We start from the raw sequence: 16,020 nt of genomic DNA, 5'->3' as shown, positions 1-16,020 counted from the left end.
TCATATTGTGTATATTAAGGGAGGAAAAATGATGAGGCGTATTCTGCATATTGTGTTAATCACGACATTGGTGTTCTTGAATGTGATGTACACTTGCGAAGCAGTAAAGGCAGCTGAGCAGCAGCAGCCGATATCGGTTGATCAAGCGATACAGCAAAAAGAAGGACAGGCTCTTGTCGAAGGATACGCTATCGGCCAGGCTGTTTCCCCGCAGCATTATAAGCTGGCAAGCCCTTTTTCAAATAATTATAATGTTGCGCTGGCAGACAGTGAAAACGAGACATCGCCCGATCACATCCTTCCTGTGCAAATCCCCTCCGCCTTCAGAAGCCAATTTGGGCTGCAAACCAATCCGCTTCTTCTTGGAAAAAAGATAACGGTTCAAGGACAGCTTGAAGATTACTTTAGCACAACAGGGCTTAAGAACGTCCAGTCGATGGACTTAACAGATGACACGAAAACTCCGCCGGCTGAACAGCCAGTGTCGATAAATGAAGCGCGGGGACGGCTGAATGAAGAAGTAACGATAAAAGGGATCGTCACTGCTGATCAAAGCGCGGTCGGAGGCGGGAAGCTGTCGACCTTTATGCAGGATGAAACCGGAGGCATTAATATTTATTCGTCTGCCCCTGAACAATTTCCTGAATTAAAAGAAGGCATGGACATCACGGTGACAGGGAAAATCACGACATACCAAGGGCTGACAGAAATTGTTCCTAACTCATCAGGCATCAAAATCAACCAGTCAAATCAATCTCTCCCCGTTCCTAAATATTCAACAATCAATGAACTGGTTAACAGCAGTCTCGGTGATCAGCTTGAAGGCCGTCTTGTGGCACTAAAAGCATATGTTTCCTCAATTCCAAATTCACCTGCCGGAGGCGGTTACAATGTAACGGTGATTGATGAAGATCACCATGCTATGATGCTCCGGGTTATGAATGAAACAGGGATAATAGACGGACTTAATGAGGGCAAATGGTATGAATTTACCAGTATATTAAGCAGATACCAATCCTTTCAGCTGCTTCCGCGAAAATCATCTGACCTGAAGCTGCTTGAAGAACAGCCCGCACCTCCGTCTTCGGAGGGTGAATATGAAGGTATTGTTGATCGCGTTGTTGACGGTGATACCATTCATCTCAAATCTCCGGTACTTGGAACGACAAAAATCCGGTTCGTAAATGTAGATACACCTGAAACGTATCACACACCAAAAAATGAAGCAGACGAAAATCAATTAAGATTTGGCAAAAAAGCATCTGACTATCTAAAAACGGTTCTGTCCTCAGGAGATAAGATTACTGTCAAGGTCGGAAGTGAAGCCAAGGACAGCTATGGCAGACTTCTCGGGCAGGTCATAACCGAATCAGGTTCAAACGTGAACTTAGAGCTTGTGAAAAATGGCTATGCTCCGACGTATTTTATTTGGCCGGTTGACAATGAAGAGGATTATCAGCAGTTTCAGGCTGCCGCAGCCACTGCGAAAAAAGAGCAAAAAGGCATTTGGAATGAAGCCGATCCCCTCATGGAAATGCCGTTTGAGTTTAGGGCCAGAGAGCAGGGAAAAGGCCTGACAAGATATGTGGGAGATTCGTCAAATAAAACGTATGTGAAGCCGGCTGACTGGAAGCAGATAGCTGTGGAAAACAGAATTTTCTTCGCCTCAGCAAGTGAAGCGGAAAACGCGGGATATCAAAAGAGGCAAACGGCACCCAAAGAAAATGTGCCGCTAAGAATTCTAAGCATGAATGATTTGCATGGCAAGATCGATCAGCAATATGAGCTTGATCTTGATGGAGACGGAACTGCAGACGGCACATTTGGACGCATGGACTATGCCGCCGCATATTTGAAGGGAAAAAAGGCCGAAAAGAAAAACACGCTGATTGTACATGCGGGAGATATGATCGGGGGAAGTTCTCCAGTTTCATCTCTTCTTCAAGATGAACCGACTGTAGAACTGATGGAGGACATCGGATTTGATGTCGGAACTGTCGGCAACCACGAGTTCGATGAAGGTACAGATGAACTGTTGAGGATCTTAAATGGCGGAGATCACCCGAAAGGCACAAGCGGATATGATGGACAGAAATTTCCCCTTGTATGCGCCAATTGTAAAATGAAATCTACCGGAGAGCCCTTTTTACCGGCATATGACATCATAAATGTGGAGGGCATCCCCGTTGCTTTTATCGGGGTTGTCACACAGTCGGCAGCGGGCATGGTCATGCCTGACGGAATCAAAAACATCGAGTTTACAGATGAAGTGACAGCGGTAAATGAGGCGGCCGAAGAGCTGAAGAAAAAAGGCGTAAAGGCCATCGCAGTTCTCGCGCATATGTCAGCCGAGCAAAATGACACATCCATTACCGGGGAATCTGCTGATCTTGCAAACAAAACAGATTCTGAAATCGACGTCATTTTTGCAGCGCATAATCATAAGGTTGTTAACGGTGAAGTGAACGGGAAACTGATTGTTCAGGCGTTTGAATATGGAAAAGCAATAGGTGTTGTTGATGTAGAGATCGATAAAACAACAAAAGACATTGTCAAAAAGTCGGCAGAAATCGAATATGTCGATCAAAGCAAAATAGAACCGGATGCCAGCGCGTCAGCCATTTTAAAGAAATACCAAACACTTGCTGAACCGATTATCAGCGAGGTTGTCGGTGAAGCGGCTGTTGATATGGAAGGCGGGTATTCGAATGACGGCGATACCCCTCTTGGAAACCTGATTGCGGATGGCATGAGAGCGTCCATGAAAACGGATTTTGCTCTTATGAATGGCGGAGGAATACGGGAAGCGCTGAAGAAGGGTCCCATTACGTGGGGAGATCTTTACAATATCCAGCCGTTCGGAAATGTGTTAACAAAGCTTGAGATTAAAGGTAAAGATTTAAGAGAGATTATCAATGCGCAAATCTCGCCGGTTTTTGGGCCTGACTACAGCATAAGCGGGTTTACGTATACGTGGGATAAAGAAACCGGAAAAGCTGTCGAGATGAAAATGGCAGATGGCACCGAGATTCAGCCCGATGCCACATACACACTGACCGTCAACAATTTTATGGCGACGGCGACAGGAAGCAAATATCAGCCAATCGGATTGCTTGGGAAAAATCCAGTGACAGGTCTCGAGGATTTGGAAGCGACAGTTGAGTACGTGAAGAGCTTTGATGAGCCAATTGCTTATACAAAAGAGGGAAGAATTCAGCTTGCAAAAGCGGTTGACATTGAAGACCCTGTAACAGAAGACCCAGTTACGGAAGAACCGGGAGATGGCCCAGGGACAGAGCAGCCGGTTAAAGAGGATCCAGAGCCTGTTGAAGATCAGACTGATATAAAAGAGACTCCGGGTACTGTGCCGGTTCATCAGCTGACGCCTTCAGACATTTTGAGATTAGGTGAATTACCGAGCGATGAAAAAAATGCTGACACTGCCGACAAGATCAGCACATTGCCTTTACAAAATGAGACTGCGGAAAGCGGGTCTGATCATCAGCTTCCGGATACATCAGCGGGCTACTATAACATTATGGTGATCGGTGCGGCGGTGACACTGTCCGGAACTTATCTATATGTCAGAAGAAAAAGGAGTGCCTCCAGAACGTGAAAAAAGTTATTCCACTTGTCATCATTGCGGCCGGTCTAGTGATCGCAGGCTATGGGGGCCTTAAATTAATCGACACGAATATGAAGACCGAACAGACATTAAAAGAAGCAAAACTGGCGACTGAAAAGCCCCAGGAAGCTTCGGACACGAAAAAAAATGCAGATCAAGCAAAGAATAAAGCATCATTTAAGCCTGAGACCGGCCAAGCGAGCGGCATTTTGGAAATACCGAAAATCAGCGCAGAGCTTCCGATCGTGGAGGGCACCGATGCAGATGATTTAGAAAAAGGTGTCGGGCATTATAAGGACAGCTATTATCCTGATGAAAACGGGCAAATTGTGCTGTCGGGACATCGGGATACCGTGTTTCGCCGGACGGGAGAGCTGGAAAAAGGGGACCGGCTTCGTATTCTCCTGTCATATGGAGATTTCACATATGAAATTGTAAAAACAAAAATTGTCGATAAGGATGACAAATCCATTATTACACTCCAGCATGAAAAGGAAGAACTCATTCTAACGACCTGCTATCCGTTTTCATACATCGGCAATGCCCCGAAGCGCTATATTATATACGGAAAACGAGTCACTTAAAAAGCCGCAGGCTATTCCTGCGGCTTTTCTTCATGAAAAATATGTGTGGCAAAGGCTTTCTATATCAACTGGGAAAGGCGCTTCGGCAACAATTAGCTCGCCGGTTATCGGATGAACCGCTTGTACCTTTTTGGCGTGCAGCGCCTGCCTGTTTAGCAGTTTGCTCCCGCCTCCGTAAAGCAAGTCTCCTGTCAGCGGATGGCCAATGCTCGCCATATGAACACGAATTTGATGTGTTCTGCCTGTTTCCAGCTCTAATTCAACGAGTGACAGCCGCTCTTTCGCATTGCTGGCAATCAACTTGAAATGAGTGACGGCTGCTTGCCCGCCTGGTGAAACCCGGCGTCTTGTCGGGTGTGATCGGTCTCTGCCGATCGGTGAATCAATTGTCCCTTTTTTCGTCTTTAGCTTTCCTTCAGCGATGGCAGTATACGTACGCTTCAGCGTCTTTTTCTCTAACTGCTGATCTAAAATGGCATGTGCCAAACGATGCTTGGCAAAAACGACTGCACCGGATGTATCCTGATCAAGGCGATGAACATGGCGCACCTTGCATGCTTCGCCATTCACCTGATAATGGTAGGCGATCAAATTAGCCAGTGTGCCGGTTTGGCCCTCCTCATTCGGATGTGTCGCTATGCCATCGGGTTTATTGACGATGAGCATGTGACTGTCTTCAAATAAAATATCAAGCTCTCCATACTCCGGAATGACGGAAGATTCTTCACTTTCCTGAAGATCAATGAAGACGCGGTCACCTTTTTTAACGATGACGTTGTTTGTAACGGATTCGTGATTGACCTTTATCTGGTGATGCGACACCCAGTCTTGAATCACGGGTTTAGAGGCTTTGAGCGATGTTTTCAGTACAGAAAACATCCATTGGCCATCTTGTTTGTCATTGATGAGGAGCTCAAGCCCTCTGCCTTTTTGTTTCATGTCAAATGGCTCCTTTTCGAAGCGGAAGGCCGCTGTTTCTCATAGGAAACACTTACCTTAGCTTTCGTGTTTTTTTCTGTGCTATTCTTGATTAAGACTTAGGCTATTCGATGGCAAGAAAGGTGATTGACGTGAGAATTGTGAACGCAGCAACTGCAGAACAGGAGAGCTTTATCAAGGAGCTGTCAATGGAGTTGATCCATGATGTATTTCCTCTTTATTTCTCCGAACTGGACATTCAGCGCTTTAAAAAGAAAGGCGTTCTGTCTTTAAATAACCATTATTACCAAGGAACATTAAAAGAAGCATTTCAAATTATGGCTTGTCTGCAAATGATACATATTATCCTGACAAAGCCTTCGCCGCACACTGATTTGAGTAATCAGGCGATTTTTGATAAAAACAGCAAGATGCTGAATGATTTCGGGATTTATTTTCCGTTTGCTTTTTCTGACTTTCAAACAAAGACGAATAAAGCCTTTTCCGGTCACAGAAGGCTGATATAATCAGGCAGCAAGAGCTTTTTCATTTTCAGAAAAGCTCTTTTTTGCATCAGAGAAATCATATCATAAAACCTTTCCTCTAACTCCCTTTTTAATCGGCACGTGTCTGAACATACTAATGATTGAAAGGGGTGCTGACAATGAGTTCAGTAAAAGATACAATGACAACGCAGGTGGCAACCGTTTCACCGAATCAAACGATTCAGGAAGCGGCTTCTCTCATGAAACAGCATAACGTCGGGGTGATTCCCGTTGTAGAGCAAGGTGTTTTAAAAGGAATGCTGACTGACCGTGACATTGCATTAAGAACTACAGCTCAGGGCCGAGATGGCCAGACACCCGTTTCAGAAGTGATGTCAACAGACCTCGTATCAGGAAATCCTAATATGAGTCTGGAAGACGCGTCGCAGCTGATGGCCCAGCACCAAATCCGCCGCCTTCCTATTGTAGATCAAAACAATCTAGTCGGGATCGTTGCGCTTGGAGACCTGGCAGTCAATCAGATGTCGAACGAGTCTGCGGGAGAAGCGCTGACAAACATTTCTCATCAAAACATTCATTAATAAGAAAGAGCTTGCGGTGTGCAGGCTCTTTCTTCACATAAACCTTACTTTTTGAAAGCAGACATGTTTCGGGGTATAGTGAGTGTATACATATGTCTCAATTCGGACTAAAGGAGTTGTACGCAGTGATTAAAGCGTTAATTTTTGATTTTGACGGACTTATTCTAGATACAGAAACACATGAATATGAAGTCCTTCAGGAAATATTTGAGGAACACGGCTCAGTCCTGCCGCTATCCGTCTGGGGAAAGGTCATCGGAACAGCCGCGGGATTTCGGCCCTTTGAATATTTAGAAGAGCAGATCGGCAAAAAGCTGAACCATGAAGAGCTGACAACATTGCGAAGAGAACGGTTTGCGAAACGCATGGAAACAGAAAAAGCAAGACCGGGTGTCGAGGCGTATCTGAATGCGGCAAAGGATTTAGGTTTAAAAGTAGGCCTTGCCTCCAGCTCTGATTATAAGTGGGTATCGGGCCATTTGAAGCAAATCGGCCTGTTTGATGATTTTGAGGTCATTCAAACGGCGGATGATGTGGAAGAGGTGAAGCCGAATCCTGAATTGTATTTATTGGCGGCAAAGAATCTTGGCGTATCGCCATCAGAATGTCTCGCGTTTGAGGATTCTGTCAACGGTTCGATTGCTGCGAAAAGAGCGGGGATGAAGTGTGTCATCGTCCCGAATAAAGTAACAAGCACCTTGATGTTTGAAGATTATGATCACAGGCTTGAATCAATGGCGGAGATGGAGCTCGCCCTATTGCTTGATCATCTGAACACACAACACTAGAAAGGAGCGAGTAGTTTGTCTGAGAAATTAGATTTGACCCGTTTTGAAAAGAAAATGGTCATTCGCAATATCGAAGAGAAAGACATTGACAAGATTATCGATCTTCAAAAGGACTGCTTTCCGGGGATGGAGCCGTGGAAGCGGGAGCATTTAATCAGCCATTTGGAGCATTTTCCTGAAGGGCAGTTTTGTGCAGAATTCGAAGGTGAAATTATCGGTTCGTGCTCAAGTCTCCTGATTAATTTTGATGAATATGATGACCGCCATACGTGGCAGGACATTACTGATGACGGTTATATCACCAACCATAATCCCGACGGTTTGAACATGTACGGAATTGAGGTCATGGTGCATCCGAAATACAGACGAATGAAAATCGGCCACCGTTTGTACGAGGCTAGAAAGGACTTAGCCAGACGCTTAAATCTAAAAAGCATCATCATAGGCGGACGGATTCCGAACTATCACAAATATGCAGATGAAATGACGGCAAGAGAGTATGTTGAACAGGTGACACGCCACCAAATTTACGATCCGGTTCTTTCTTTCCAGCTGATGAACGGCTTTACCCTTATGCGGATTAACCCGAATTATCTCCCGGATGATACCGCTTCGATCAAGTATGCGACGCTGATGGAATGGAACAATGTCGATTATCTTCCGCAGCAGACAAAACGCTATTATAAATCGGCGTTCCCTGTGAGAATTTGTGTGATCCAATACGAAATGAAGAAAATTTATTCCTTTGAGGAATTTGCGAATCAAGTAGAGTACTATGTCGATGTCGCTTCCGACGCGAGATCTGATTTTGCGGTGTTCCCGGAAATTTTCACAACCCAGCTGATGTCTTTCCTTGAGGAACGGTCACCGAGCTTGGCGGTACAGAGAATTACCGAGTATACAGAAGATTATATCAGCCTTTTTACTGATTTGGCTGTGAAGTACAACGTCAACATTATCGGCGGATCTCATTTCGTCGAAGAGGAAGGCAAGATCTATAATATCGCTTATCTGTTCAGACGGGACGGAACGATCGAGAAGCAATATAAACTCCATATTACGCCGAATGAACGCAAATGGTGGGGAATCAGCGCCGGAGACCAGGTTCGCGTGTTTGATACGGACTGCGGAAAAATCGCGATTCAAATCTGTTACGATATTGAGTTTCCTGAGCTTGCCCGGATTGCGGCCGATAAAGGCGCAAAAATCATTTTTACGCCATTTTGTACAGAAGACCGCCAAGGCTATTTGCGTGTCAGATACTGTTCGCAGGCAAGAGCGGTTGAAAACCAAATTTATACGGTCATCTCCGGAACGGTTGGAAACCTTCCGCAAACGGAAAATATGGATATCCAATACGCTCAATCAGGCATCTTTGCACCATCTGATTTTGAATTCGCCAGAGACGGCATTGTCGGTGAAACAAATCCGAATATCGAAATGGTCGTCATCGGCGATGTTGACCTGGAAATTCTCAGAAGACAGCGCCAAAACGGTACAGTGCGCCAGCTAAAAGACAGACGGCGTGATATTTATCATATTCAGTATAAAAAATAATCCCAAAACCCGCCAACAGGCGGGTTTTTTATTAAAAGCGGAATTGAAACGTTTACGCGCTTTCTTTAAAATAAAAGTAAATTGTATATCGGAAAAGAAGGTGCCTTATGGAGTTTCTGCTTGTTTTAGTTCCTGTTTTCGGAATTTTCGCAATTGGTTATATCGGACAGAAAACACTCGGCTTTGATATTCAAACACTGTCCAAAATGTCCTTATACTTAATGTCTCCTTTTCTGGCGTTTGATACGTTTTATACGAACAAGCTGACGATGGATTATGTCTATCTTTCTATATTTGTGCTGGGGCTTTGCTTGGTTCTTGTTCTATTTGTCTACTTTTTATCTTTTTTTCATAAGTACCCGAATCAAGATCGCTGTGCCTTGATTCTGTCATCTGCTTTTATGAATAACGGCAATTACGGAACGCCTGTTGTCCTGCTGGTGTTTGGGACAGCCGGTCTGGGCACGGCCGTTGTGTTAATGGTGCTGCAGCAGTTAATCATGTGTACGATCGGCATGTATTATGCAGCAAAAGGAGGTTCGGGGGAAGGCGGATTTAAAACGGTCATGACCCGGGTTATCCGTATGCCTGTTGCGTACGGAGCACTTTTAGGCGCAATACTTCAGCTTATGCATATTTCAATCCCAAAAGAGTTAATGACGGGAATTGAGCTGGTCGGAAATGCGGCCATTCCTACGATTATGATCATTTTGGGCATGCAGCTTGCACTGATTTCTTTCAAGAATATTGAATACAGAAAAATTTCTTATTCATTGGTTTTGAAGCTGATGGTATCGCCGGTGATTGCGCTTAGCTTCACATTGATATTGCCTGTGGATGACATGACAAAACAAATCATGATTCTCGTCGCCGCTATGCCGACCGCTGCTAATACGACGTTAATGGCTGTTCAGTTTAATACAAGGCCGGAAGTCGTTTCGAGCGCTACCTTATCAGCACGATGCTGAGTATTGTCACCTTGCTTGTTCTGCTTTGGATGCTGCATCCTCTTTCTTCTTGAGAAAGAGGAAATTTTATTATTTCCGCGGTTTATTGACTCCAACCCCGTCTGGCTTTATATTGAAGGCAGGGAAATCATCACCTAGACATCACATAAGAGAAGGTCTGTTTCAATTGAATTGACACTTTAGTGAACGCTAAAGAAATGGAGATGATAGGGATGGAAAACATTCAGCAAAATCAGGGATTAAAGCTAAAAGATGAGCAATTTGTGTGGCATGCCATGAAGGGAGCGCATCAAGCGGACAGCCTGATTGCCCAAAAGGCTGAAGGGGCCTGGGTGACTGACATAGACGGACGCCGCTATTTGGATGCGATGTCCGGTTTATGGTGTGTTAATATTGGTTACGGCAGGAAGGAGCTTGCAGAGGCTGCCTATGAGCAATTAAAGGAGCTGCCTTATTACCCGTTAACGCAAAGCCACGCACCGGCAATTCAGCTGGCGGAAAAGCTGAATGAATGGCTTGGCGGCGATTATGTGATCTTTTTTTCCAACAGCGGATCGGAAGCTAACGAAACTGCTTTTAAGATTGCCCGCCAGTACCATCTGCAAAACGGTGACCATAGCCGTTATAAATTCATCTCAAGATATCGGGCATATCACGGCAACACATTGGGAGCGCTCTCAGCAACCGGACAGGCGCAGCGGAAATATAAATATGAGCCTTTAAGCCAGGGATTTCTGCATGCAGCCCCGCCAGATGTATACCGGAATCCTGAGGATGCTGATACGCTTGAAAGCGCAAATGAAATTGACCGCATCATGACATGGGAATTAAGCGAAACAATTGCCGGGGTCATCATGGAGCCTATCATAACGGGCGGAGGCATCTTAATGCCGCCGGACGGATATATGAAGAAGGTGGAGGACATTTGCCGACGCCACGGAGCTCTTTTGATTTGCGATGAAGTCATCTGCGGCTTTGGACGGACAGGCGAGCCGTTCGGATTTATGCATTACGGCGTGAAGCCGGATATTATTACGATGGCAAAGGGAATCACGAGTGCGTATCTGCCGTTGTCAGCGACTGCTGTGAAACGGGACATTTTCGAAGCGTATCAGGGTGAAGCGCCTTATGACCGTTTCCGCCACGTGAACACATTCGGCGGAAGCCCGGCTGCCTGTGCATTGGCGTTGAAAAACCTGCAAATTATGGAGGACGAACAGCTGATTCAGCGATCCCGCGACCTTGGGGCAAAGCTTTTAGGTGAGCTTCAGGCCTTAAGAGAACACCCGGCGGTCGGAGATGTTAGAGGAAAAGGGCTGCTGATCGGAATCGAGCTCGTCAAAGATAAATGGACAAAAGAGCCGGCTGATGCCGACAAAGTAAACCAAGTGGTTGCGGCGTGCAAAGAAAAAGGGCTGATCATCGGCAAAAACGGCGATACAGTCGCCGGCTACAACAACGTCATCCAGCTTGCGCCGCCATTTTGCCTGACAGAAGAGGACCTTTCCTTTATCGTGAAAACGGTGAAAGATAGCTTTCAGACGATTTAATATAAAAGTGATTTGTTAAAGGAGCACACGATGAGTTTTCACAATCAGCCTATTTTACCGGCTATTCGAAATATGAAGCAATTTGATGAGTTTTTGAACAGTTCATTTTCCTACGGCGTTATTCTTGATATTCATCTCGGCCAGCTGAAGGGTGTGATCAGAGAGGCGCAAAAGCACGGAAAGAACATGATGGTGCACGTCGATCTCATCCAAGGGATCAAGCATGATGAATACGGAGCTGAGTTTATTTGCCAGGACATCAAGCCCGCTGGGATTATTTCAACAAGATCGAACGTGATTGCCAAAGCGAAGCAGAAGAAAATTTATGCGATCCAGCGCCTGTTTCTGCTCGATACAAGTGCGATGGAGAAAAGCATGGAGTTTGTCGGCAAGCATAAGCCTGACTTCATTGAAGTGCTGCCCGGCATCGTTCCGTCACTCATTCAAGAAATAAAAGAGAAAACGGGAATTCCTATCTTTGCTGGCGGTTTCATCCGTACGGAAGAGGATGTAGAACAGGCCTTGAAAGCGGGAGCTGTTGCTGTCACTACATCTAATACCAAATTATGGAAGAAATATGAAAACTTTTTGACAGAAAGTGATTGACACCGCTTTCATCCACTGATACAATTGCACTAGGTTAATACATTGTGATGGAGAACTCGGAGACCACAGCAGCTCTTTACGGTAAATGTTTATGCACCCGTAAAGCGGTTTGTTGTGGTTTTTTTCTTCTCTATCATACTTCTTAATCGTGACTCTAGGAGGAATGTGCTATGACAGCATTTTGGGGAGAAGTCATCGGTACGATGCTGCTGATCATTTTTGGAGCAGGGGTTTGTGCAGGTGTCAATTTAAAGAAATCGCTTTCATTCCAGTCTGGCTGGATTGTTGTTGTATTTGGGTGGGGATTGGGTGTTGCCATGGCGGCTTATGCAGTTGGCGGCATAAGCGGAGCACACTTGAATCCGGCGCTAACGATAGCGCTTGCATTTGTTGGAGATTTTCCGTGGGAAGAGGTTCCCGTTTATATTGCGGCACAAATGATCGGAGCGATCATCGGTGCGGTGATTATCTATTTGCATTACCTTCCGCATTGGAAGTCAACGGATGATCCCGCTGCCAAGCTAGGGGTTTTCTCAACAGGCCCCAGCATTCCGCATACATTTGCAAACGTTTTAAGTGAAGTGATTGGGACTTTTGTCCTTGTGCTTGGAATCCTGGCTATTGGGGCAAATCAATTTACAGAAGGGCTTAATCCTTTAATCGTCGGTTTCCTCATTGTGGCGATCGGTATCTCCCTTGGAGGCACCACCGGCTATGCGATTAATCCGGCCCGCGACTTAGGCCCGCGGATTGCCCACGCTTTTCTTCCGATTCCGGGGAAAGGCTCATCAAATTGGAAATACGCGTGGGTTCCAGTAGTCGGCCCGATTTTAGGCGGATCATTCGGCGGCGTATTTTACAACGCTGCATTTAAAGGGCACATAACAAGCAGTTTCTGGATTGTAAGCGTTATATTGGTTGTGGTATTGTTAGGACTCTATGTTTATACGAAATCACATTCAGCTAAAACATTATCAAATTCAAAATATATTTAATCAAAGGGGAGACATCTTATGGAAACGTACATTTTATCCTTAGATCAGGGGACGACAAGTTCAAGAGCGATTCTGTTTAATAAAGAAGGCAAAATCGTTCACTCTGCTCAAAAGGAATTTACACAATACTTCCCGCACCCAGGATGGGTTGAGCATAATGCCAATGAAATTTGGGGCTCTGTTCTCGCTGTTATTGCAACAGTCATTTCTGAATCGGGGATCAGTGCTTCGCAAATTGCCGGCATAGGTATCACGAACCAGCGTGAGACGGCAGTTGTGTGGGATAAGGACACAGGAAACCCTGTCTATAATGCGATCGTTTGGCAATCCAGACAGACGTCCGGTATTTGTGAGGAGCTTCGTGAAAAAGGATATAATGATCTATTCAGAGAAAAAACGGGGCTTTTAATCGATCCGTATTTCTCCGGCACAAAGGTGAAGTGGATTTTAGATAATGTGGAAGGCGCGCGAGAAAAAGCGGAAAAAGGCGAGCTGCTGTTTGGAACGATTGATACATGGCTCATCTGGAAAATGTCCGGAGGAAAAGCGCATGTGACTGATTACTCCAATGCCTCCAGAACGCTGATGTTTAATATTTACGATTTGAAATGGGATGATGAGCTTCTCGACATTTTAGATGTACCGAAATCAATGCTTCCTGAGGTAAAACCATCCTCCCAGGTGTATGCTGAAACTGTTGATTATCACTTCTTCGGCAAAAATATTCCGATTGCGGGAGCGGCAGGCGACCAGCAGTCCGCGCTGTTCGGCCAGGCGTGCTTTGAAGAAGGCATGGGGAAAAACACGTACGGTACAGGATGTTTCATGCTGATGAATACCGGGGAAAAAGCAATTAAGTCCGAACACGGGCTTTTAACGACAATTGCATGGGGCATTGATGGAAAAGTTGAATATGCTTTAGAAGGCAGTATTTTTGTCGCAGGCTCTGCCATCCAATGGCTCAGAGATGGATTGAGAATGTTCCAGGATTCTTCGCTAAGTGAATCTTACGCGGAGAAAGTGGATTCAACTGACGGCGTATATGTTGTTCCCGCATTTGTCGGCTTGGGAACGCCATACTGGGACAGCGACGTGCGCGGTTCGGTTTTCGGCCTGACAAGAGGCACAACAAAAGAACATTTTATCCGCGCGACACTGGAGTCTTTGGCTTACCAGACAAAAGATGTGCTTGACGCAATGGAAGCTGATTCAAACATTCAATTAAAGACGCTTCGTGTAGACGGGGGTGCCGTGAAAAATAATTTCCTGATGCAGTTCCAGGGAGATCTTCTGAATGTTCCTGTGGAGCGGCCGGAAATTAATGAAACAACTGCGCTTGGCGCGGCTTATTTGGCAGGTATCGCTGTGGGATTCTGGAAGGACCGTTCTGAAATCGCGAACCAGTGGAATCTGGATAAACGGTTTGAACCTGAATTAGAAGAAGAAAAACGAAATGAGCTGTATACAGGCTGGCAAAAAGCCGTCAAAGCAGCTATGGCTTTTAAATAAAATCATACTATGATATAATGGTTACAAGTTAATAAGAACGGTCCTGAGATGAGGAGAGACCACAGCACCAAAGTGTAATCATGCACTTTGGCTGTTGTGGTCTCTTTTTCTATTTACACACCGTGACAACAAGGAGGAGCAATAATGAAACATCAATTTTCAAGTCTTGAAAGAGATCGCATGCTGACAGACATGACGAAAAAAACCTATGATCTATTTATTATCGGAGGAGGAATTACAGGAGCGGGAACAGCTCTTGACGCGGCATCAAGGGGAATGAAAGTTGCGCTTAGCGAAATGCAGGATTTCGCGGCGGGAACATCAAGCCGATCAACTAAATTGGTTCATGGCGGCTTGCGCTATTTAAAACAATTTGAAGTGAAAATGGTTGCTGAAGTAGGGAAAGAGCGGGCGATTGTTTATGAAAACGGCCCGCACGTCACTACCCCGGAATGGATGCTGCTTCCGTTTCATAAAGGCGGCACATTCGGTTCATTCACAACCTCTATCGGTTTAAGAGTTTATGACTTCTTAGCAGGTGTGAAAAAATCAGAACGAAGAAGTATGCTTTCAGCAAAAGAAACGCTGCAAAAGGAGCCATTGGTGAAAAAAGACGGCTTAAAAGGCGGCGGATACTATGTGGAATACCGCACTGACGATGCGAGACTGACAATCGAAGTCATGAAGGAAGCGGTGAAATTCGGAGCAGAGCCTGTGAATTATTCCAAAGTGAAGGAGCTCCTTTACGAAAAAGGCAAAGCAGTCGGCGTATTAATTGAAGATGTGCTGACAAAGAAAGAATATAAAGTGTATGCGAAAAAAATTGTTAATGCGACAGGCCCTTGGGTCGATCAGCTCAGAGAAAAAGACCATTCGAAAAACGGAAAGCATTTGCAGCATACAAAAGGCGTTCACCTTGTATTTGACCAGTCTGTCTTCCCGCTGAAACAGGCGGTATATTTCGATACACCTGACGGCCGTATGGTATTTGCGATTCCACGTGAAGGCAAAACATACGTGGGGACAACAGACACCGTTTACAAAGAGGCGCTGGAGCATCCGCGAATGACAACGGCGGATCGTGATTACGTCATCAATTCAATCAATTATATGTTCCCGGAACTGAACATCACTGCGAACGATATCGAATCCAGCTGGGCGGGGCTGCGTCCGCTGATTCATGAAGAAGGCAAAGACCCTTCTGAAATTTCACGGAAAGACGAGATTTGGACATCTGACTCAGGCTTGATCACCATCGCCGGCGGAAAACTGACCGGATACAGAAAAATGGCGGAGCACATCGTCGATCTTGTGCGTGATCGCTTAAAAGAAGAAGGCGAAAAGGATTTCGGGCCATGTAAAACGAAAAACATGCCAATCTCAGGAGGGCACGTCGGCGGTTCTAAAAATCTCATGTCATTCGTTACGGCGAAAACGAAAGAAGGAATCGCAGCCGGTTTATCAGAAAAAGACGCAAAACAGCTGGCGATCAGATACGGCTCTAACGTAGAGCATGTATTTAACCGCGTGGAAGCACTGAAGGACGAGGCGGCGAAACGCCACATTCCGGTTCATATTCTTGCTGAGACAGAATACAGTATAGAAGAAGAGCTGGCCGCAACACCTGCTGACTTCTTTGTCCGCAGAACGGGACGTTTATTTTTTGATATCAATTGGGTAAGAACATATAAAGATGCCGTTATTGATTTTATGAGCGAGCGATTCCAATGGGATGAGCAGACGAAAAACAAACATACAGAAAACCTTAACAAGCTTTTACACGATGCGGTTGTGCCGCTCGAACAATAAATCATAACGGGCTGTCTGTCAGCC

General features: G+C 45.4%; 12 protein-coding genes and 1 pseudogene. 12 read left to right on the top strand and 1 reads right to left on the bottom strand.

The window, feature by feature from the left end; genetic code table 11:
- Positions 1 to 31: 31 nt before the first annotated feature.
- On the top strand, positions 32 to 3,616 hold the full coding sequence (gene yhcR, locus CVV77_RS08360; protein WP_100275090.1) for a sortase-dependent nonspecific endonuclease YhcR: 3,585 nt from the start codon (positions 32 to 34) through the stop codon (positions 3,614 to 3,616).
- Positions 3,613 to 4,209 (top strand): sortase SrtA, encoded by a 597-nt coding sequence (gene srtA, locus CVV77_RS08355; protein WP_100275089.1) that lies wholly within the window; start codon positions 3,613 to 3,615, stop codon positions 4,207 to 4,209. Before yhcR ends, srtA begins: the two co-directional genes overlap by 4 nt.
- A 30-nt stretch (positions 4,210 to 4,239) precedes the next feature.
- On the opposite strand, the gene CVV77_RS08350 is transcribed toward srtA, so the two are convergent.
- Positions 4,240 to 5,148, bottom strand: coding sequence for an RluA family pseudouridine synthase (locus tag CVV77_RS08350; RefSeq protein WP_100275088.1), 909 nt, complete (start codon positions 5,146 to 5,148; stop codon positions 4,240 to 4,242).
- Between the two features lie 110 nt (positions 5,149 to 5,258).
- On the opposite strand from CVV77_RS08350, the gene CVV77_RS08345 reads away from it, so the two are divergent.
- The 10 genes and pseudogenes from CVV77_RS08345 to glpD all read left to right on the top strand — a co-directional run bounded on the left by CVV77_RS08345 (position 5,259) and on the right by glpD (position 15,996).
- Positions 5,259 to 5,654, top strand: coding sequence for a YhcU family protein (locus tag CVV77_RS08345; protein ID WP_100275087.1), 396 nt, complete (start codon positions 5,259 to 5,261; stop codon positions 5,652 to 5,654).
- 137 nt (positions 5,655 to 5,791) lie between these two features.
- On the top strand, positions 5,792 to 6,214 hold the full coding sequence (locus CVV77_RS08340) for a CBS domain-containing protein (RefSeq protein WP_019257888.1): 423 nt from the start codon (positions 5,792 to 5,794) through the stop codon (positions 6,212 to 6,214).
- 125 nt (positions 6,215 to 6,339) lie between these two features.
- On the top strand, positions 6,340 to 7,002 hold the full coding sequence (locus CVV77_RS08335) for an HAD family hydrolase (protein WP_084991801.1): 663 nt from the start codon (positions 6,340 to 6,342) through the stop codon (positions 7,000 to 7,002).
- 15 nt (positions 7,003 to 7,017) lie between these two features.
- Entirely contained in the window at positions 7,018 to 8,559 is a 1,542-nt protein-coding gene (locus tag CVV77_RS08330) for a bifunctional GNAT family N-acetyltransferase/carbon-nitrogen hydrolase family protein (protein ID WP_003239590.1), read from the top strand.
- A 107-nt stretch (positions 8,560 to 8,666) separates the two neighbouring features.
- Positions 8,667 to 9,580, top strand: a pseudogene (locus CVV77_RS08325) (AEC family transporter).
- Positions 9,581 to 9,724: 144 nt separating this feature from the next.
- Positions 9,725 to 11,077, top strand: a complete 1,353-nt coding sequence (locus CVV77_RS08320; protein WP_100275165.1) for an aspartate aminotransferase family protein — start codon at positions 9,725 to 9,727, stop codon at positions 11,075 to 11,077.
- A gap of 30 nt (positions 11,078 to 11,107) precedes the next feature.
- Positions 11,108 to 11,683 carry a glycerol uptake operon antiterminator GlpP gene (glpP, locus tag CVV77_RS08315; protein ID WP_100275086.1) on the top strand — a complete coding sequence of 192 codons (576 nt, stop codon included), beginning with the start codon at positions 11,108 to 11,110 and terminating at the stop codon, positions 11,681 to 11,683.
- Between the two features lie 170 nt (positions 11,684 to 11,853).
- Positions 11,854 to 12,678 carry a glycerol uptake facilitator protein GlpF gene (gene glpF / locus CVV77_RS08310; protein WP_003239586.1) on the top strand — a complete coding sequence of 275 codons (825 nt, stop codon included), beginning with the start codon at positions 11,854 to 11,856 and terminating at the stop codon, positions 12,676 to 12,678.
- An 18-nt stretch (positions 12,679 to 12,696) separates the two neighbouring features.
- Positions 12,697 to 14,187 carry a glycerol kinase GlpK gene (glpK, locus tag CVV77_RS08305; RefSeq protein WP_003239584.1) on the top strand — a complete coding sequence of 497 codons (1,491 nt, stop codon included), beginning with the start codon at positions 12,697 to 12,699 and terminating at the stop codon, positions 14,185 to 14,187.
- A 141-nt stretch (positions 14,188 to 14,328) separates the two neighbouring features.
- Positions 14,329 to 15,996 carry a glycerol-3-phosphate dehydrogenase gene (glpD, locus tag CVV77_RS08300; protein WP_100275085.1) on the top strand — a complete coding sequence of 556 codons (1,668 nt, stop codon included), beginning with the start codon at positions 14,329 to 14,331 and terminating at the stop codon, positions 15,994 to 15,996.
- Positions 15,997 to 16,020: the final 24 nt, after the last annotated feature.

Origin of the sequence: Bacillus sp. SN1 (assembly GCF_002796895.1) — a bacterium.
Taxonomy (GTDB): domain Bacteria; phylum Bacillota; class Bacilli; order Bacillales; family Bacillaceae; genus Bacillus; species Bacillus inaquosorum.
This window is presented reverse-complemented; position numbering and strand designations above follow the sequence as displayed.